The sequence below is a fragment of the Ochrobactrum sp. SSR genome, assembly GCF_030067775.1.
GTDB lineage: Bacteria > Pseudomonadota > Alphaproteobacteria > Rhizobiales > Rhizobiaceae > Brucella > Brucella teleogrylli.
This window is the reverse complement of sequence record NZ_CP125969.1, coordinates 1,353,742-1,373,090: the sequence shown is the minus strand read 5'-3', so window position 1 is coordinate 1,373,090 and position 19,349 is coordinate 1,353,742. Positions and strand designations below refer to the sequence as shown.

Below are 19,349 nucleotides of genomic sequence, written 5' to 3'. Positions count from 1 at the left end.
CGCTTTGATCGCAATCAATATAAGCGCGTCAGGCTGCCTTCAGGGTGGCTTCCGCGAATTCGTAGTTGGCCAGCTTGTCGAGGAAGTTCGTTACATAGTCAGGCCGACGATTACGGAAATCGAGATAATAGCTATGCTCCCAGACATCAAGCCCTAATAGCGCCTTGCCTTCGCCGGTTGCCAGCGGATTGGAGCCATTTGGCGTCTTGGTGACCTTCAGCTTGCCGTCATTGGCCAGAACCAGCCACGCCCAGCCCGACCCGAACTGGCCGACAGCCGCCGTCTTGAAGGCTTCCTTGAACTGGTCGACGCCGCCAAAGTCTTCAACGATCTTCTTTTCCAGCGCGCCGGGAAGGCGTCCGCCATTTGCCGACAGGTTCTGCCAGAATAGATCATGGTTCCAATGCTGACCGGCATTGTTGAAGACCGGAGCGAGATCGGCCTTGTCCTTGGCAAAGAGCACGATTTCCTCAAGCGACTTGCCCTTGAGCGCATCGTTCTTCTCAACGAAGCCATTGAGCGCCGTTACATAAGCCTGATGGTGCTTGCCATGGTGCAACTCAAGCGTTTCGGTGCCCATGCCGACGCCTTCAAGAGCGTTGGTCGCATAGGGAAGCGGAGGCAGGGTAAAGCTCATTTTGGACTCCTTCATACAGAACGATCTTGATAATTCCGGGCGGTTCGCTTAATTTAACAAGATAATGCTTCTTTAAATCGAAAACAGGCAATATGTCAAGGAATGACTTTCTAAATACGGACGTTTCGGGAGCACGTTCACCCGCAGAACGCGTGATGCTGGCGCTGAAGATGCGCGGTGCGCAGACGGCTGCCGCAATCGGTGAACATCTCGGCACCACCGGCGAGGCGGTGCGCCAGCAGTTGGTGCGGCTGGCCGAGAAAGGTCTCGTCGCGCCGCATTCCGTTTCGCAGGGCGTTGGCCGCCCGTCGCAGTTCTGGGATCTGACGGAAACCGGCAATAAGCGCTTTCCCGATACCCATGCCGATCTGACCGTGCAGCTTCTGCATTCCGTGCGCACCATCCTTGGTGAAGACGCGCTGGAAACGCTGGTTGCGCATCGCGAGACGGAAACCCGCCGCCAGTATCATGCGCGCCTCAAGGACATGGAGTTCGACGAGCGCGTCAAGGCGCTTGCAGATATTCGCTCGACCGAGGGCTATATGGCCGATGCCGAGCGGCGGGCGGATGGTTCTTGGCTTTTTGTCGAGAACCATTGTCCGATCTGTGCCGCCGCCGATGCCTGTCAGGGCTTTTGCCGGGCCGAGCTTCAGGTGTTTGAAGCGGTTCTGGGTCCCGATGTTTCGGTTGCCCGTACCGAGCATATTCTGGCCGGGGCGCGGCGCTGCGCCTATGTTTTTACCCCGGCCAGTCTTTCCTGATCAGCACGATGCCACTTGCGGCTGTCTTGCGCTGCGCACCAAAGCCAGCGCGGACAGGAATGCCAGCGCCGACATGATGGCAAAGCCGGAAAACAGCCACATGGCGGCATTGGCGGTGCCTGCAAAGCCGCCGGGATTGCTGAGGCCAGCCATATTGGCGACCATGCCCGCCAGCGCGGCGCCGAGCGCCGTGGTGAAAAGCTGGACAGTCGTGACGGATGCCGACGCTAGATTCTGGTCATCCGCATCGGCGCGCTTGAAAATGCGCGTCAGAAGATGCGGCCATGTCATGCCCACGCCAAAGCCGATGACCGCCAGCGCCAGACAGATTGGCAACAGGCTTGCCCATTGACCGTCGCTGCCGACGGGAACCAGCGTGGCGAGCGTGGCCATGCCCGCTATGCCCATCAGCGGCGCGGCGATGATCACCCGGTCAACCCGGCCTGACGAGACGCCCGAAGATCCGATGGAACCGAGCGTCCAGCTTCCGCCCATGATGGCGGCCAGATAACCGGCGACTAAGGGCGACTGGTTATGCAGCACCTGAAAGAACAGTGGCACGAACACTTCGGCGCTGGTGACCGAGGCGCTGAGGAAGGCGAGCGTCAGATAAAGCGCGCCGAGCCGGCGGAGACTGAAAGACCCCTTGGGCAGAATGCGCCGTGACGAATTGCGTTCGATCACGAAGAGCAGGACCAACAGCACGATAGCCAGCGCGACGCCTGCCGCATTCATGACGGCATTGACCGAAATGCTGGCGGCGGAGACGGCAAGGACAGCCGCCGTCAGCAAAATGAGCTGAGGCCAGGCCAGTGGTGCGCGGCTGCCTGCATCGCCGGAGGCGCGCGGCAGCACGACCATGGCCATGATGGCAAAAATGCCGATCACCGGTGCCAGCGACCAGAAGGCAGCGCGCCAGATGCCAAGCTCGGCGAATATGCCGCCGATGGCCGGACCAACGAGGGTTGCAACGCCCCACATGCCGGAGACGAGACCGATGGCGCGGGGCCAGAGGTTTTCAGGGAAAACGATGCGGATCATCGCATAGGAAAGCGCCAGCATCATGCCGCCGCCAAGGCCCTGCACCGAACGCCCGGCCAGCATGACCGGCATGGATGGCGCGAGACCGCAGGCGAGCGTCCCGGCGGCGAAAATTATTGCCGCCAACAGATAGGCGCTGCGCGGACCTGCCTGCGAGAGCAGGCGCGGAACGAGCGCAGAGCCGAGAATGGAGGCCGTCACGAACAGCGCCGTGTTCCAGGCGTAATAATCCATGCCGCCAATATCGGCGACGACCGTGGGCAGGATGGTGGTGGCGATGAACACGTTGATGGCGTGCAATGCGACACCGCCGACAAGCGTGAGCGACCGGATGGCGTTCTTACCGGCAAACAGGTCTCCCCAACCGGCGGTCTGGCCGCTAGCGGATGTTTGGTCCTGCATGATTTTTCCCTTACACAACTGAATAACCGGACATGGAGGCCCCAAAATGCCCATCTGTCCGAACTGCATGCCAATCGCTACGCCCGCCCCTTTAATTTGTCAAGAAGATGCTTGTTTAATTATCAGGGAGATATTTCGGGCGATGATAGAGCGGTCAATCACGCGCAGGAAGCCGGGCCAGCGCACAAAGACTTTCAATCAAAACAAGGGAGAAGCGTGTAAGGGGTTCAAATTCTGGCGAAAAGCTCTATATCAGGGCCAACCGTTGAAGGCTGATAGCCAAGATGGAAGCGATCCGCGACAGCTTGTGGGGAAATTTTTCCCCGTGGTGCTGTGGCGGATTTGTGTTTCTGTCACAAGCTTCCTATAAGCCTTTGAATAATTCCAGAAGAAGCGTCTGACGCTTCTTCCCAACGTGGCGACCAGCCTTGCTGGACAGGCCAGATTTCCCCATTGGACGACCCGAAGACGAAGAGCCATGATCCAGACGCCTTATTACCTGATCGACAAGACCAAGCTGAAGCGCAACATGGAAAAGATCGCCTATGTGCGCGAGAAGTCCGGCGCGAAGGCTTTGCTGGCGCTGAAATGCTTCGCGACATGGTCTGTGTTTGATTTCATGAGCCAGTATATGGACGGCACCACCTCGTCCTCGCTCAACGAAGTGCGTCTTGGCCACGAGAAATTCGGCGGCGAAACCCACGCCTATAGCGTTGCCTATGCCGATCACGAGATCGATGAAGTCATCGCCAATGCCGACAAGATCATCTTCAATTCCATCGGCCAGTTGGATCGCTTTGCCGATAAGGCGGCGCATATCAAGCGCGGCCTGCGTCTCAATCCGGGCGTGTCGTCATCGAGCTTCGATCTTGCCGATCCGGCGCGTCCGTTCAGCCGTCTTGGCGAGTGGGATGTGGCGAAGGTCGAGAAGGTCATGGACCGCGTGACTGGCTTCATGATTCACAACAATTGCGAAAATTCCGATTTCGGTCTGTTCGACAAGATGCTGACGGAGATCGAAGACAAGTTCGGCTCGCTTCTGCACCGGGTTGAATGGGTCAGCCTTGGCGGCGGCATTCATTTCACCGGCGAGAATTATCCGGTCGATGAGTTCTGCACGCGCCTGAAGGCGTTTTCGGAAAAGTTTGGCGTGCAGGTCTATCTGGAACCGGGCGAAGCCTCGATCACCAAGACCACAACGCTGGAAGTGACGGTTCTCGACACGCTGTTCAACGGCAAGAACCTCGCCATCGTGGATAGCTCCATCGAAGCCCATATGCTCGATCTTTTGATCTATCGCGAAACCGCGAAGATGGAGCCGAATGAGGGCAACCACCGTTACATGGTCTGCGGCAAGTCGTGCCTGGCGGGCGATGTTTTCGGCGAGTTCAATTTCGGCCATGAACTGAAAGTTGGCGACCGTCTCTCTTTTGCGGATGCCGCCGGTTATACGATGGTCAAGAAAAACTGGTTCAATGGCGTGAAAATGCCTGCGATTGCCGTGCGCGAATTGGACGGCACGGTCAATGTTGTCCGCGAATTCACCTTCGCGGATTTTGAAGGGTCGCTTTCGTAAAGATCCGGTTGCGGCTTCAGGCTGCAACGAACTCATGTGTTCCGAATGAGAAGGCAATCGGGACGGTCAATAGATGGCGGGAAACCGCTGGAAGAGGAAGCATCGACAGAAAATGAAGAAGAACGTTCTCATTATCGGCGCCGGGGGCGTGGCACAGGTTGTTGCACATAAATGTGCGCAAAACTCTGACATTTTGGGCGATATCCATATTGCGTCCCGCACGGTTGAGAAATGCCGCAAGATTATCGATAGCGTGCATGAAAAGAAGAGCCTCAAGACCGAGGTGAAGCTGGAAGCGCATGCGCTGGATGCTCTGGATGTTGAAGCCACCAAGGCTTTGATCCAGAAGACGGGTGTTCAGATCGTCATCAATGTCGGCTCGGCCTTCCTCAATATGTCGGTTCTTCGCGCCTGTATCGATACGGGCGTTGCCTATATGGACACGGCCATTCACGAAGATCCGAAGAAGATCTGCGAGACGCCGCCATGGTATGGCAACTACGAATGGAAGCACCTCAAGGAGTGCGAAGAGAAGGGCATCACAGCCATTCTCGGCATCGGCTTTGATCCGGGCGTGGTCAATGCCTATGCGCGTCTGGCCGCTGACGATTATCTGGATGATGTGAAGTCGATCGATATCGTCGACATCAATGCCGGTTCGCATGGCCGCTGGTTCTCGACCAATTTCGACCCGGAAATCAATTTCCGCGAATTCACCGGCACGGTCTATTCCTGGCAGAAGGGTGCGTGGCAGTCGAACAAGATGTTCGAAGTTGGCCACACGTTCGATCTGCCTGTCGTCGGCCCGAGCAAGGCCTATATGACTGGCCATGATGAAGTGCATTCGCTGTCCAAGAACTACCCGAATGCGGATGTCCGCTTCTGGATGGGCTTTGGCGATCACTACATCAACGTCTTCACGGTGCTGAACAATCTTGGTCTCTTGTCCGAACAGCCGGTCAAGACTGCTGAAGGTCTGGAAGTCGTGCCGCTCAAGGTGGTCAAGGCTGTGCTGCCCGATCCGTCGTCGCTGGCGCCGGATTATACCGGCAAGACCTGCATTGGCGATTTCGTCAAGGGCACCAAGGACGGCAAGGAAAAGGAAGTCTTCATCTACAACGTTGCCGATCATAAGGACGCTTACAACGAAGTGGGTTCGCAGGGCATTTCCTACACGGCTGGCGTTCCCCCTGTGGCTGCCGCAATCCTGATCGCTTCCGGCGAATGGGATGTGAAGAAAATGGTCAATGTGGAAGAGCTGAACCCGAAGCCTTTCCTCAACATCCTGAACCATATCGGCCTGCCATCCCGTATCAAGGATGAGAATGGCGACCGCGCGCTGGACTTCGCGTGAGGTTATAGCTTTACACAATAAAAAACCCCGCTTTGGCGGGGTTTTTTTTATTGCGTGCTTCATGCTTTGCACTGTCTCCTTCGATCCTCATCCTGAGGAGGCCCGTAGGGCCGTCTCGAAGGATCGAGGATATTCTGGAACCCTGAATTTCGGCGGCATAGAGTTGGGGATGTGGGAGAATCCGATCTGTGTTCAACTCCACTGTGTTTACAACAGAGGAGGTCTTCGATGAAAAATACAGTGATAGCCTTATCGGTCCTGACAGGAATTCTGGGTGGCGCCATGGGCGCATCCTGGGCCGGCGGGCAGGCCAAAGGTCTGTCTAGTCCTTTCCACGTATTGCCATGCTGGAATTGTGGACCTCGGCGCTAAACCAGTACCGCTCTATTCGAACGAATCCGGCTATTCGCCCCGGGGCCAGGTGTCCGACAACCGATACCCCCGGGAAACGGATCGCTCGGATCGAGCATCAGCTGCGCGGTGCCGGTCACCCATGCGCGACCGGAAATGATCGGACTGATGGCGGGCTTACCGCCAAGTTCCAGCGCTCTGTCCAACCGGCAATGAAATTCCGTACCCAGTACGGATTTGCCGATGAAGCGCTCGCCCACTTTCATCTGGCCCTTGGCGTGCAGCACAGCCATTCGCGCCGAACATCCAGTGCCGGTCGGCGAGCGGTCCAGCTTGGCCGGACGGATCGCCACCGTGTTCACGCCGGTCAGTACATCGCCGTCGCGCGTGACCGGCTCGGTGATCTGGCAAAACGAAATGTGGTTCCAGTCCTTTTCCGGGTGACGAAAACCGAGCTGCTCATTGGCGGCCTTGGTGATCCTCACGCCGATCTCTGCCAGTTCCCGCGCCTGACCCGGCTCGATCTTCATGCCGATCTCAGCCGCATCGATAATGACAAAGCTGTCGCCACCATAGGCCGTATCGACGGTGAGGGTGCCTAGTCCTTCGACCTCAAGCGCAGCATCCAGTCGGTCCGCGAAAGACGGCACGTTGCGCACGCTGATACGCTCGGCTTTGCCGTTGCGGCACTCCGCTTCCACCTCGATAAGCCCGCCCGGCGCTTCCAGCACCATGCGCGTTACCGGTTCCTGCATCGGGATGATGCCGCTATCAAGCAGCACTGTTGAAACGCAGATCGAGTTCGAACCCGACATAGGCGGCGTATCGGCAGGTTCCATGATGATGAAGCCCATCTGCGCGCGCGGATCTTTCGGCGGCACCAGCAGATTGACATGGCGAAACACCCCGCCGCGCGGTTCGTTCAGCACGAAATTGCGCAAGGTCTCATCGCTGGCGATGAAGCGCGACTGTTCCCACACCGTTTCACCCGGAGGCGGCGCGACACCACCGACGATGACGTCGCCGACTTCGCCCTCCGCATGACAGCCGACGATATGGATGACCTTGGTGCTGCGCATGGGAACCTCGCAAAATACAACACGTATATTCCTATCCAGACGCTGTGCCGGGTCAATCATTTATCGGACGATGGATGGCTCATTCGCGACGGAAAGAGAAAAGGATTTCTGACATTGGCAGGGGCAAAGTATTTCGTTTCATGATGTGTTGCTTATCCGTGCAGTTTTGATATTGATTGCACTGATTTTGTGCAGATCGATGCGCAACCCGCTTGGCTCCGGATCAGTTTCAGGAACATGCAAAACGTTCCCCATTGAAATTGAACAACCCGAAAAGCTGGGGCACCGTTGTTTTGAAAAGCAACGCGCGGCTCTTAGCCGGCATGGGACGGTCGATGATCGTATCGCGACGCCACTCTCTCCTCAGATTGACCCGGTCTCTGAGTCTTTGATGTCTCGGCGCGTGGTTTTCAGGTTTTGAATTGTCCGGCGGAGTGACGGCTCCCCGGATGATTCAGGGGAGTGGAATGTGAGCAGTACAACCAATGCGGGCTTTCATGAGCCCAATCAGAACAGCGTTCAACGCTGGGGCAGGGAACTTTCGGCGGCGCTGAAGCTCGGCTGGCCGCTGATCCTGACCAATGTTTCGCAAGCCGCATTGACGGCAACCGACGTGATCTTCATCGGGCGTCTCGGCAAGGATACGCTCGCCTCGGCGCTGCTCGCCACGAGCTTCTACCACACGCTGGTCATCTTCTCGATGGGGCTGGTTTCGGCGGTCATGCCGATGATCGCCATCGCGCTTGGCAAGAACCGCCATTCGGTGCGCGATGTGCGCCGCACGGTCCGTCAGGGCTTCTGGACGGCGATCATCATCTCGATCCCGATCTGGGTCGTGCTGTGGCATTGCGAGGAGATATTCCTGTTCCTCGGCCAGCAGCCGGATATTGCCGCACGCTCGACCGATTTCATGCACACGCTGCAATGGGCGCTGTTGCCCTATCTGTTCTACATCGTGCTGCGCTCGTTCTTCGCGGCGATGGAAAAGCCGATGTGGACGCTGCTGATTGCAGGTGCTGCGATCGGCTTCAACGCGCTTGCCGGATGGACGCTGATCTTCGGTCATTTCGGCTTTCCGCGCATGGAACTGCATGGCGCAGGTATCGCGACGACGCTTTCCAGCCTGATGATGTTTCTCGGCATGGCGGTGATCGCGCTGCGTCATCGCCGCTTCCGGCGCTATCACCTGTTCGGTCGCTTCTGGCGTCCTGACTGGCCGCGTCTGCGCGAGCTGTGGCGCATTGGCTTTCCGATGGCGCTGACCTTCGTGTTTGAAACCTCGATCTTCTATGCGGCGGTGGTCATGATGGGCCGGATCAGCCCGACCGCCATGGCGGCGCATGCGGTGGCGATCCAGATCGCATCGCTGAGCTTCATGGTGCCGCTCGGTTTCGGGCAGGTGGCGACCGTGCGGGTGGGGCGCGCTTATGGCGCGGGCAATCCTAAAGCCGTCGCCTATGCAGGCTGGAGCGCCTATGCGCTGGGCGTCGGCTTCATGATGATCATGGGCCTTCTGATGATCCTGATCCCGCGTCTGTTCATCGGCGTGTTTCTCGATCTGCACGATCCGGAAAATCTGCCCGTGATGGAACTGGCCGTCAGCTTTCTTGCGCTGGCCGCCCTGTTTCAGACGGTCGATGGCGCGCAAGCGGTCGCGGCGGGCATGTTGCGCGGCATGCGCGACACGCGCGTTCCGATGTTTCTGGCGCTGCTTGGCTATTGGGGCGTCGGCCTGCCGCTTGGCGCGCTGCTCGCCTTCAAGGTCGGCATGGGCGGTCAGGGCATTTGGCTCGGCCTTGCCGCAGGGCTTGGCATCGTTGCGGTGATGATGACCCTGCGCTGGCGCAGGCATCTGGCCCATATTTCCAGAACACTGGCATAAAACAAAAATGCCGCACGGCCTGAAGGTCGTGCGGCATAGTTGCATGCTGCGGATATCATACCGTATCCGCGTTCTCGCTTTTGCGATTACTTCGTCAGAGCAATAATGCGATCAAGCGCGCTGCCGAAACCCTTCAGGGAAATCTTGAAGGCGACCGGCTGGCTTGGGCTGAGCGCCGTCGCGGTCACGTTGATATTGGCACCCGCCTTGATGGCCGCAACCTGTTTGGGGTCGAAGCTGACCGGTGCAAGGCAACCCTGCGGAAGGCAGGTGGAAAATGCCAGATTCGGACCAGCGGCCTCATCAACCTTGATGGTTGCGCCTTTGCCGATATCAAGGCCGAACGGCATCAGGATGACGCCGTCGACCTTTCCGCCCGCCACATTGCGCAGCTCGACGGTCAAGACGCGCTGGCCGGTCTGAGAGCTGTTCTGCTCCTGGCGGATAGCACAGGTGGACGCGTCCTTCTGCGTCTGGCAGGAGACGGTCCAGTCCTGATAGGTTTCCTGCAAGCTGTTTGCACCGCCCGGAAGGGGGGCTGCAAAGGCAGGGGCTGCGAGAAGTGCTGACAGCGTGCAAGCAAGGCCGAGCGCGCGATGGTTTTTCATAAATATATTTCTCTCTAAAAAACAATCATCCGAAGCCTGCTGCTCAAAAGAGGCGGCTTTGGAGATTTATTGAGCATAAATCAGGAGGGCGTTCAACTGCAATCCCATCAAAATATCTTGTTTGCTCGAATAATCTTAAAAGGTTATCGAAGTCTAATATAGTCTTCACTGCAACGTTTGCTTGAAAATAGCGGGTTGGGCGTTGCAGTGAGCAGGTATCCAGCCAGCTTTGGCCTGATACCTGTTGCGGTTTACGCTTATCGCGACAGTTTCATATGACGGTTCACATCCTTGTAAAGCAGATAGCGGAACTTGCCCGGACCGCCTGCATAGCAGGCCTGCGGGCAGAAAGCGCGCAGCCACATGAAATCACCGGCTTCCACTTCCACCCAGTCCTGATTGAGCCGGTAGACCGCCTTGCCTTCCAGCACATAGAGGCCGTGCTCCATGACATGGGTTTCGGCAAAGGGGATCACGCCGCCCGGTTCTAGCGTCACGATGGTGACATGCATGTCGTGGCGCATGTCGTTCGGATCGACAAAGCGCGTCGTTGCCCAAACGCCATTGGTGTCGGGCATGGGCGAGGGGGCGATGTCGTTTTCGTTGAGGAAGAGCGGCTCCGGCACATCAAGCCCGTCCACATAGTCATAGGCCTTGCGGACCCAGTGGAAACGTGCGGTCGCGCTGGCCGTGTTGCGCAGGCTCCAGCCGCTTTTCGGCGGCAGATAAGCATAGCCGCCTTCGGTCAGCGTGTGGGTCTTGCCCGCGACGGTGACGGTGACTTCGCCTTCGACCACGAACAACACGCCTTGCGCCGTGTCGTCAAGCTCGGCGCGGTCGCTGCCGCCGCCGGGCTGCACTTCCATGATATATTGCGAGAAGGTTTCGGCAAAACCCGACATAGGGCGGGCGATCACCCATAGACGCGTCTTTTCCCAGAAAGGCAGGAAGCTCGTCACAATATCGCTGAACGTGCCTTTCGGAATAACCGCATAGGCTTCCGTGAACATGGCGCGGTCGGTCAGAAGCTGCGTCTGCGGTGGCAACCCACCGGTCGGTGCGAAATAAGTGCGGGTCATTGTCTGTTCCTGATCAATAAAGCGTTTCTGGCAGAATATCTTTCAGCCGGAGAAGGGCGATACGCTCGACTTGCGCGCAAGCGGTGGCGAATTCCGTATCGCGGTCATTGGCGACGCGGCGCTGGAACGTGCCGAGGATTTCCTGTTTGTTGCGCCCCTTCACGGCAATGATGAAGGGAAAGCCGAATTTCTGCGTATAGGCGTCGTTCAGTTCGGTGAAAGTCTGCTTTTCCGCATCGGTCAGTGCATCGAGACCGGCACCGGCCTGTTCGGCGGTGGATTCCGCCGTCAGGCGTTTGGCCTGCGCCAGCTTGCCGGCGAGATCCGGGTGGGCATTCAAAACGCCAAGCCGCTCCTCGGGCGAGGCGGCGCGGAAGATTCTCGTCATCGCAGCGGCAAGACCGGAGGCCGTGTCCTCAGCGGCACCGAAGCCGGCATCATAGGCGCGCTCGGCGATCCACGGCGAATGCTCGAAAATGCTGCCGAAACGGGCCACGAAATCGGCTTTGCTGGCTTGGGATGGCACTACATCGGCCACTTTTGGCTTATGGTGTTCGTGCCAGTGATTGGCAATGTCGATGCGCTTGGCAACCCAGACCTTGTCGTGGCTCTGGACATAATCGAGGAAACGTTCAAGGGCGGCTGCCCGACCCGGACGTCCGACCAGACGGCAATGCAGGCCGATGGACAGCATCTTGGGCGCGCCTTCTGCGCCTTCGCGGTAGAGCACGTCGAAGGCGTCCTTCAGATAGGTGTAGAACTGATCGCCGGAATTGAAGCCTTGCGGCGTTGCAAAACGCATGTCGTTGGCATCGAGCGTATAGGGCACAATCAGATGCGGGCCTTTCGGGCCCTTGACCCAATAGGGCAGCTCGTCCGCATAGGAATCGGCTGAATAGACGAAGCCGCCTTCTTCCATCACCAATTTCAGCGTGTTGTCGGACGGCTTGCCCTGATAAATGCCGAGCGGACGCGAGCCGGTGACTTCGGTGTGCAGGCGCACGGCTTCGCGGATATGCTCGCGCTCCACTTCTTCCGGCACGTCCTTGTATTCCCACCAGCGCAAGCCGTGGCTGGCGATTTCCCAGTCGGCTTCCTTCATGGCAGCGACTGCTTCGGGATTGCGCGCCATGGCCAGCGTCACGCCATAGACAGTGACGGGCATGTTGCGCCGCGTGAAGGCGCGCCACAGACGCCAGAAACCGGAACGCGCACCGTATTCGTAGATGGATTCCATGTTCAGGTTGCGCTGGCCGTTCCAGGCCTGTGCACCGACGATTTCCGACAGCAGGCATTCCGAGGATGCATCGCCGTCGAGAATGCAGTTTTCCGCACCCTCTTCATAATTGACCACGAATTGGACGGCTATATTGGCCCCGCCGGGCCAGCGCGGATCTGGCGTGTTGCGGCCATAGCCGATCAGATTACGTGGATAGCTCATGCCATACATCCCCTTCCAAACATCCCTTTGGGTTCTGTTATTTGGTCCATGATAATAAAGATTTACGCGCTGAATTCCCCTTCAAAATTTTGAAAGACATCCAATGAGAAAGCTCTTTCTTAATGCCGCATAAGGCGGAATACTTCACGATGGGAACAAAAGCGGGAACGCCGCCGGTCTGCCATAAAAATGTGCTTTCATTGCAAAAACAGCACTGGCAAACCGAGTAAAATCAGCAACTTGCGGCGGTTCGGCTGTTAATGGCCGGAGAATCACGCAAGCGGTCAGGAGTGCAAATGGGTCAGGGACATCACGGCGATGAGGGCAGAACAGGTCGGTTGACGACACATGTTCTCGATACGGTCAGCGGCAAGCCTGCTGCGGGATTGCGTATCGAATTGCGCAGGATCGAGAATCACACGCCGCACAGCATCAAGGAAATCCGCACCAATCAGGACGGGCGCAGCGGTGAGCCGATGCTGGCCAATGGCGACCTGCAACGCGGCTCCTATGAGCTCCTGTTTCATGTCGGCGAATATTTTGGCAAGGACGAAGACGGCGTGCCGTTCCTTGATGTGGTGCCGTTGCGCTTTGGTGTTTCCGATGAAAAAGCGCATTATCATGTGCCGCTTCTGGTTTCGCCTTTTTCCTATTCGACCTATCGCGGGAGCTGAGCAGGATGGTTCAGTCTGTGAGAAACAGAATATGTTTTCTTCTCAATGGCGAGCGGGTTGAACTCGACCAGGTTTCGCCAACGGAAACACTGCTCGATTATCTGCGTCTGGCCTGCAAGCTGCGCGGCACCAAGGAAGGTTGTGCAGAAGGCGATTGCGGCGCCTGCACGGTGCTGGTCGGCAAGATCGCGGGCAGCGAACTCGTCTATGAAAGCGTCAATGCCTGCATCCGTTTCGTCGGTTCACTGGATGGCTGCCATGTGGTGACGGTCGAGCATCTGCGCGGGGCCGATGGCGGTCTGCATCCGGTGCAAAAGGCGATGATCGACTTCCACGGCTCGCAATGCGGCTTCTGCACGCCGGGCTTCGTCATGTCGCTTTACGGGCTGTGGATGCGCAATCCGAAGCCCGCCGATCCGGCCATTGAAAAGGCGCTGCAAGGCAATCTCTGCCGCTGCACCGGCTATGAGGCGATCATTCGCGCCGCCCGTGCCATTTCCGATTACGGCAATACAACTGAAGACCCGCTGGCGGCAGAACGCGCCCATGTGCTGGAACAGTTGAATTCCATGCGCGACGGTTCGCGGGTCGAAGTCGGCGATGGCAAGGACCGTCTGGTCGTGCCTGCCGATCTCGACGATTTTGCCGCACTGCTGGCCAATGAGCCGAAGGCGACCGTGGTGGCCGGTTCCACCGATGTGGGCCTCTGGGTCACAAAAATGATGCGCGATATTTCGCCGGTGGTCTTTATCGGCCATCTGACCGAATTGCGGGCGATCACCGAGGACAAAAACGTCGTCACCATCGGCGCGGGCGTGACCTATACGGAGGCCTTCGCTTTCCTCGCCAAGCGCATTCCGCAGCTTGGGCAACTCATCAACCGCATCGGCGGCGAGCAGGTGCGCAATATGGGCACCATCGGCGGTAATATCGCCAATGGTTCGCCCATCGGCGACACCCCACCGCCGCTGATCGCGCTCAACGCAAGGCTGACGCTGCGCAAGGGCGATAGCCGCCGCACCATTCCGCTGGAAGATTTCTTCATCGCCTATGGCAAGCAGGATCGTCAGCCCGGCGAGTTCGTCGAGGCGGTGCATGTGCCGGTTCCGGAGGCAGGCAATCTCTTTGCGATCTACAAGGTGTCCAAGCGTTTCGAGGAAGACATCACCGCAGCGCTCGGCGCATTCCACATGGTGCTTGATGCGGCAGGCAAGGTCGCTTCCATTCGCATCGCCTATGGCGGCATGGCGGCGACACCAAAACGCGCCTTTGCCGTGGAAGCCGCACTTCTGGGCCAGCCATGGAGCGAAGATACAGTGGAGGCCGCAATCGGTGCCTATGAGCAGGATTACCAGCCCTTGAGCGATATGCGCGCCACAGCGGATTATCGCCTGATGGTCTCAAAGAATTTGTTGCGCCGCTTCTATGCCGAAACGCAAGGGCAAGCCGAACCCCTGCGCGCTCAGCATATCGAAGCGGTCTGAAGGAGGCAGGCATGAACAAACATCCTGCAAGCACGATCAAAGCCGCCGCTATCAAAGGTGGTGTCGCCACCGACCAGAAGCACGATTCCGCGCATAAGCATGTGACGGGCGAGGCGGTCTATATCGACGATATTCCCGAACCCGAAGGCACGCTGCATGTTGGCGTCGGCCTTGCGACGGTGGCCCATGCCAATATCAAGTCTATCGACCTTGCCGCCGTGCGTGCAGCGCCCGGCGTGGTCGATGTGCTGACCTGGCGCGACATTCCCGGCGAAAACGACGTCTCGCCGTCCGGCATGCATGACGATCCGATCTTCGCGGTCGATACGGTACAGTTTCACGGCCAGCCGATCTTTGCCGTGATCGGTCGCACACGCGATCAGGCCCGCCGCGCCGCGCGTCTGGCCAAGGTCGAATATGAGGAAATGCCGGGCCTGTTTTCCATTGCCGATCTCGACGGCGCAAAAGACCGTCTGGTCTTCACGCCGCTGACGCTCAATCGCGGCGATGCCCGCAAGGCCATCGACGAGGCCCCGCGCAAGGTCAAGAACCGCATGATGGTCGGCGGTCAGGACCATTTCTATCTCGAGGGGCAGGCTTCACTGGCCGTTCCCGGTGAAGATGAAGACGTCACCATCTATTGCTCCACGCAGGGGCCGAGCGAAACGCAGCATCTGGTCGCCCATGCGCTGGGCGTGCCGAGCCATGCGGTCACGGTTGAAGTGCGCCGCATGGGCGGCGGCTTCGGTGGCAAGGAAACGCAGGCCAATCAATGGGCCGCTATTGCCGCTATCGCCGCCAAGAAGCACAAGCGCGCGGTGAAAATCCGTCTCGACCGCGATGAGGACATGACCGCCACGGGCAAGCGTCATGATTTCATGATCGATTACGAGGTGGGCTTCGACGACCAAGGCAATATTCTGGGCGTCGATTATATGTTCGCGCTCAATGCCGGTTTTTCCGCCGACCTTTCGGGACCGGTCGGTGACCGCGCGCTGTTTCATTGCGACAATGCCTATTTCTTCCCGGCAGTGCATGCGCAATCCGCGCCGCTTTATACCAATACCGTGTCCAACACGGCGTTTCGCGGTTTTGGCGGCCCGCAGGGCATGGTTGGTGCCGAACGTGTCATCGAGGAAGTGGCCTTTGCGGTTGGCAAGGACCCGCTCGATATCCGCAAGCTCAATTTCTACGACGCGATGGGTACCGAGGGTGGCGCTCGTAACGTCACACCCTATCACCAGAAGGTGGAAGACTGCATCATCCAGCGCATTGTCGCGGAACTGGAAGAAAGCGCCGATTACGCTGCGCGCCGCGAGGCTATCCGTGAATTCAACGCCAAAAGCCGCACCGTGAAGCGCGGCATGGCGCTGACGCCGGTGAAATTCGGCATTTCCTTCACCAAGACCGAGTCCAATCAGGCCGGTGCACTGGTGCATGTCTATAATGACGGCTCGGTGCATATGAACCATGGCGGCACCGAAATGGGGCAGGGGCTCCATATGAAGGTGGCGCAGGTCGTGGCGGAAGAATTCCAGATCGACATCGACCGGGTGAAGATCACCGCGACCACCACCGCCAAGGTGCCGAACACCGCGCCGACGGCGGCATCGTCGGGTGCCGATCTCAACGGCATGGCGGCGCAGGATGCCGCACGCCAGATCAAGAAGCGGCTGATCCGTTTTGCTGCCGAGCAATATCGGGTGCCGGAAGATCAGGTTGTATTCCTGCCCAACCGCATTCGCGTTGGCAATCAGGAGATCAGCTTCAACGATCTAGTGAAGCAGGCCTATATCGGGCGCGTGCAGCTTTCCGCCGCCGGGCACTACAAGACGCCGAAAATCCACTGGGACCGGGCGAAGGGCAAAGGCCATGCCTTCTATTATTACGCCTATGGCGCGGCCTGTTCGGAAGTCTCTATCGATACGCTGACCGGCGAATATGTGGTGGAACGCACCGATATTCTTCACGATACCGGACGCTCGCTCAACCGTGTCATCGACATCGGCCAGATCGAAGGCGGCTTTGTGCAGGGCATGGGCTGGCTCACCACCGAGGAACTTGTCTGGGACGATAAGGGGCGGCTTCGCACCCATGCGCCATCCACCTACAAGATCCCGCTGGCGTCCGACCGGCCAAAGATTTTCAATGTGGCGCTGACCGACTGGTCGGAAGCCTATGAGTCGACCATCCATCGCTCGAAAGCGGTGGGCGAGCCGCCGCTGCCGCACGGCATGTCGGTGCTTTATGCGCTGTCGGATGCGGTGGCGAGCGTTGCCGACCACAAGATCAGCCCGCGTCTCGATGCGCCAGCCACGCCTGAGCGTGTGCTGATGGCTATCGAGCGGTTGCGCGCGCAAAAGGGGTAACACTATGAGCCGCGGCACGCTGGGCAGGCGGGACGATATAAGGGCATTCCTGAACCGTCGCCACGACAGCGTGCTGGTGGAGGTGGCGGACGTGAAGGGCTCTGCGCCCCGCGATGCCGGGGCATGGATGCTCGTCGCCCGCGATATGATCTTCCGCACCATCGGCGGCGGACAGCTCGAATATATGGCCATCGACCACGCCCGGAAAATACTCGCTGGCGGTCGCGATTCCCCGATGGATGTGCCTCTGGGCCCCGAAATCGGCCAATGCTGCGGCGGGCGCGTGGCTTTAAGTTTCAGACGCGTCAATCGCGGCCTCGCCGATGAACTGGTCGGCAAGATCGATGCGGAAATCGCCACCCGCCCGCATGTATATGTCTTCGGCGCAGGCCATGTCGGCGATGCGCTGGCCTATGCGCTGTCGCTGACGCCGGTGCGGGTGGTGCTGGTGGATACGCGCGAGGCGGAGCTTATGGCTGTTGACGCGCCGGGCGTCGAAACCTGCCTCGCGGCCATGCCGGAACAGGTGGTGCGTTCCGCACCGCCGGGCAGTGCGTTCATCATACTGACGCATGATCATGCGCTTGATTTTCTGATCGCCGCCGAGGCGCTGCAACGCCGCGATGCGATCTATGTCGGCATGATCGGCTCGAAGACGAAGAAGGCGACTTTCAAAAATTGGTTGAACCGCGAATTCGGCAGCGACGAGTTGTTTGAAGAGCTCATCTGCCCGGTCGGCGGTGCGGTCGTGAAGGACAAACGGCCGGAAGTCATTGCAGCCCTTGCGGCGGCCGAAGTGCTGACCGCCGTTTTGTGTGTCAATTATTCCAAGGCGCTGAGATGCTGACGCATTACGCCTAGTGATCTGATTCCAACATTTGCATCCCTCGGTTCACGCGCTAAGCAAATGTTGGAATCAAAAAGACCACTAGCAAGTATATGTATCTAGTGGATTTTTCGAATTTGACGTTTGAAACAGCATCTATGTCAGGCGGAATTCAAACGTCAAATTCAATTCACTAGAAAATGTTCAATTACCGCGCGGGCTCAACCAAGCCATCATATCCGTTATCGTTGAGCCAGCCACCCGTAAAGCCGGCTCGCTTCAATCCGTCGCGAATATAACTGTTCTTTTTCATCGTGTCCCATATCAGGCGGCTGTAATAATTTTCAATCATGAGCACGATCGGTCCCTGATCAATACCAATATATTGATAACCCACCCATCCATTTACATATGGAGACTTGTTTACGGTGAGGTTGAAAGCGTCGAAGAAGCCATATTTACCATAAACAGGCCTGTTTCCAACGTTTATATTCTTCATATGTTTTAATGTGGGAATGACAATATCTGGTGCAAATGCGATGGAGCCACCTGCTGCCGTAGGCGCAATCGTACCATCGTCAGAAACGATGGTGCCGCCGGCATCTGTATAAGCATCCGCAGGATTGATAACGCCCAGACGCCCGGCGCCACGGGCAGTATAGCCGAAATAGCGCTTTCCCTGTGCGTCCCAGTAAGGTTCGCCACCAGAATCATTGGCAGGGCCATCGCATGCTGTAAGCCCCCACACATTTTCGCCATATCCCTTGAAACCCAGTGGATTGGCGACCGCATAGGCTTGCTGATGATAGGTCGCACGGCAGCTGTTCTCGAAATAGTCCAGCCCGTTTTCTTTGTTCCAGTCGTCCTGGATGCCTTTAAAATCAAGCCAGATATGGCTGTATTGGTGGCCAAACATGGGCGCGAAACGAAGCAGGGTTTTGTCCTGATAAGAGCATATTTGCCGGTAATAATTACTGGTCCATCCCTTTTTCCATGCAGACGGTGGAAGCGAAAATGTAGGCGCGCCCAGTGCAAGGATATATAATATCATTGCTTCATTATAGCCGAGCCACGGGGCTGACACAAAAGAGCCCCCCGATTCCGGCAGCCAGCCCATGGCAATTGTCTTTTTGTCGGCTCCACCCCGCATCCAGCTCCAGTTTACTTTTGAATAGATCTGACCGGAGAGGTTGCGAATAGCTTTCTCTAGCGGGTCAGAAGGGTTGGAATAGTAGGCTTGAGCAAACAGCGCCCCTGCAAGCAGCAAAGCGGTATCAATGGATGATAATTCGCAGGTGTTATAACGGGTGCCGCTGTCCTTGTGCAAGAAATGGTAGAAAAATCCATTGTAACCCGTGAAGCCGCTCGTACCGTCGCCCTGAGGTGCGGTGGCAAAAAAAATGAAGGGTATTATACGTTCGTTCTGCGGCCTCATGACGAGCAATATATCCGCGCTCGACACCGACAGCGTAGGCTGTAAGGGCAAAACCCGTGGCTGCGATGCTTGTGAAATCCTGATCGAGATGCCCTTCCGAATTGCGATCGGGGATAAGGCCGTGGGGACTATTTTGCCCACTCTCCCAGAACCATTGGAAGGTGCGCTTCTGGATGTCTTCAATTATTGGGTCGCGATTTGAAGCATCAGGTGAAATATTTTCTCTCAAAAAAAATAATTCCTTGAAATTTATTCACATTTTCTCTGAACCGTTGGATTTACGGGTTGATACTCATGGAATTTTTAAAATGAGTATTGTGTAAAATGTATTATTTTGAATTTATATTTCA

General features: G+C 57.6%; 14 protein-coding genes and 1 pseudogene. 8 read left to right on the top strand and 7 right to left on the bottom strand.

Translation table 11 applies throughout. From position 1 onward, the window contains the following. Positions 1–28: 28 nt before the first annotated feature. Entirely contained in the window at positions 29–637 is a 609-nt protein-coding gene (locus QLQ11_RS06580; protein ID WP_078337946.1) for a superoxide dismutase, read from the bottom strand. Positions 638–792: 155 nt separating this feature from the next. Between QLQ11_RS06580 and QLQ11_RS06575 the strand changes: the two genes are divergently transcribed. Beyond that, positions 793–1,398, top strand: coding sequence for a metalloregulator ArsR/SmtB family transcription factor (locus tag QLQ11_RS06575; protein WP_109368375.1), 606 nt, complete (start codon positions 793–795; stop codon positions 1,396–1,398). On the opposite strand, the gene QLQ11_RS06570 is transcribed toward QLQ11_RS06575, so the two are convergent. Next, positions 1,399–2,841: an MFS transporter gene (locus QLQ11_RS06570; RefSeq protein ID WP_109368376.1), complete on the bottom strand. Its 1,443-nt coding sequence runs from the start codon at positions 2,839–2,841 to the stop codon at positions 1,399–1,401. 478 nt (positions 2,842–3,319) lie between these two features. Between QLQ11_RS06570 and nspC the strand changes: the two genes are divergently transcribed. Together nspC and QLQ11_RS06560 are read left to right on the top strand one after the other, a co-directional pair. Next, positions 3,320–4,417 (top strand): carboxynorspermidine decarboxylase, encoded by a 1,098-nt coding sequence (gene nspC, locus QLQ11_RS06565; RefSeq protein ID WP_124915175.1) that lies wholly within the window; start codon positions 3,320–3,322, stop codon positions 4,415–4,417. 112 nt (positions 4,418–4,529) lie between these two features. Continuing rightward, entirely contained in the window at positions 4,530–5,771 is a 1,242-nt protein-coding gene (locus QLQ11_RS06560; protein WP_109368379.1) for a saccharopine dehydrogenase family protein, read from the top strand. Between the two features lie 402 nt (positions 5,772–6,173). Here the strand turns inward: QLQ11_RS06560 and QLQ11_RS06555 are convergent. Next, positions 6,174–7,201: pseudogene (locus tag QLQ11_RS06555) on the bottom strand (4-hydroxyproline epimerase). 469 nt (positions 7,202–7,670) lie between these two features. Here QLQ11_RS06555 and QLQ11_RS06550 point away from each other — a divergent pair. After that, entirely contained in the window at positions 7,671–9,083 is a 1,413-nt protein-coding gene (locus QLQ11_RS06550) for an MATE family efflux transporter (protein WP_109368381.1), read from the top strand. A gap of 86 nt (positions 9,084–9,169) precedes the next feature. On the opposite strand, the gene QLQ11_RS06545 is transcribed toward QLQ11_RS06550, so the two are convergent. The 3 genes from QLQ11_RS06545 to puuE all read right to left on the bottom strand — a co-directional run bounded on the left by QLQ11_RS06545 (position 9,170) and on the right by puuE (position 12,211). Beyond that, positions 9,170–9,691: an invasion associated locus B family protein gene (locus QLQ11_RS06545; RefSeq protein WP_109368382.1), complete on the bottom strand. Its 522-nt coding sequence runs from the start codon at positions 9,689–9,691 to the stop codon at positions 9,170–9,172. Positions 9,692–9,948: 257 nt separating this feature from the next. Beyond that, positions 9,949–10,770 (bottom strand): bifunctional allantoicase/(S)-ureidoglycine aminohydrolase, encoded by an 822-nt coding sequence (locus tag QLQ11_RS06540; protein ID WP_109368383.1) that lies wholly within the window; start codon positions 10,768–10,770, stop codon positions 9,949–9,951. A gap of 13 nt (positions 10,771–10,783) precedes the next feature. Continuing rightward, positions 10,784–12,211, bottom strand: coding sequence for an allantoinase PuuE (gene puuE / locus QLQ11_RS06535; RefSeq protein ID WP_124915176.1), 1,428 nt, complete (start codon positions 12,209–12,211; stop codon positions 10,784–10,786). 296 nt (positions 12,212–12,507) lie between these two features. On the opposite strand from puuE, the gene uraH reads away from it, so the two are divergent. From uraH to xdhC, 4 genes are read left to right on the top strand one after another with little or no spacing between them, the layout of a single operon-like run. After that, positions 12,508–12,885, top strand: coding sequence for a hydroxyisourate hydrolase (uraH, locus tag QLQ11_RS06530; protein WP_109368384.1), 378 nt, complete (start codon positions 12,508–12,510; stop codon positions 12,883–12,885). A gap of 5 nt (positions 12,886–12,890) precedes the next feature. Next, positions 12,891–14,369, top strand: coding sequence for a xanthine dehydrogenase small subunit (gene xdhA, locus QLQ11_RS06525; RefSeq protein ID WP_109368385.1), 1,479 nt, complete (start codon positions 12,891–12,893; stop codon positions 14,367–14,369). A gap of 11 nt (positions 14,370–14,380) precedes the next feature. Beyond that, the gene (gene xdhB, locus QLQ11_RS06520; RefSeq protein WP_109368386.1) at positions 14,381–16,738 is read left to right on the top strand and encodes a xanthine dehydrogenase molybdopterin binding subunit; all 2,358 of its coding nucleotides are present in this window, start codon (positions 14,381–14,383) and stop codon (positions 16,736–16,738) included. A gap of 4 nt (positions 16,739–16,742) precedes the next feature. Further along, positions 16,743–17,585: a xanthine dehydrogenase accessory protein XdhC gene (gene xdhC, locus QLQ11_RS06515; protein ID WP_109368387.1), complete on the top strand. Its 843-nt coding sequence runs from the start codon at positions 16,743–16,745 to the stop codon at positions 17,583–17,585. A gap of 187 nt (positions 17,586–17,772) precedes the next feature. Here xdhC and QLQ11_RS06510 read toward each other — a convergent pair whose 3' ends face one another. Further along, positions 17,773–18,999, bottom strand: coding sequence for a glucoamylase family protein (locus tag QLQ11_RS06510; protein ID WP_371835847.1), 1,227 nt, complete (start codon positions 18,997–18,999; stop codon positions 17,773–17,775). Positions 19,000–19,349: the final 350 nt, after the last annotated feature.

Excerpts from the sequence above, each read along its gene's own strand:
- xdhC (WP_109368387.1), top strand. The coding sequence starts at position 16,743 with ATGAGCCGCGGCACGCTGGGCAGGCGGGACGATATAAGGGCATTCCTG.
- xdhB (WP_109368386.1), top strand. The coding sequence starts at position 14,381 with ATGAACAAACATCCTGCAAGCACGATCAAAGCCGCCGCTATCAAAGGT.
- QLQ11_RS06540 (WP_109368383.1), bottom strand. The coding sequence starts at position 10,770 with ATGACCCGCACTTATTTCGCACCGACCGGTGGGTTGCCACCGCAGACG.
- QLQ11_RS06575 (WP_109368375.1), top strand. The coding sequence starts at position 793 with ATGCTGGCGCTGAAGATGCGCGGTGCGCAGACGGCTGCCGCAATCGGT.
- QLQ11_RS06580 (WP_078337946.1), bottom strand. The coding sequence starts at position 637 with ATGAGCTTTACCCTGCCTCCGCTTCCCTATGCGACCAACGCTCTTGAA.
- puuE (WP_124915176.1), bottom strand. The coding sequence starts at position 12,211 with ATGAGCTATCCACGTAATCTGATCGGCTATGGCCGCAACACGCCAGAT.
- nspC (WP_124915175.1), top strand. The coding sequence starts at position 3,320 with ATGATCCAGACGCCTTATTACCTGATCGACAAGACCAAGCTGAAGCGC.
- QLQ11_RS06545 (WP_109368382.1), bottom strand. The coding sequence starts at position 9,691 with ATGAAAAACCATCGCGCGCTCGGCCTTGCTTGCACGCTGTCAGCACTT.
- QLQ11_RS06570 (WP_109368376.1), bottom strand. The coding sequence starts at position 2,841 with ATGCAGGACCAAACATCCGCTAGCGGCCAGACCGCCGGTTGGGGAGAC.
- uraH (WP_109368384.1), top strand. The coding sequence starts at position 12,508 with ATGGGTCAGGGACATCACGGCGATGAGGGCAGAACAGGTCGGTTGACG.
- QLQ11_RS06560 (WP_109368379.1), top strand. The coding sequence starts at position 4,530 with ATGAAGAAGAACGTTCTCATTATCGGCGCCGGGGGCGTGGCACAGGTT.
- xdhA (WP_109368385.1), top strand. The coding sequence starts at position 12,891 with ATGGTTCAGTCTGTGAGAAACAGAATATGTTTTCTTCTCAATGGCGAG.
- QLQ11_RS06510 (WP_371835847.1), bottom strand. The coding sequence starts at position 18,999 with ATGAGGCCGCAGAACGAACGTATAATACCCTTCATTTTTTTTGCCACC.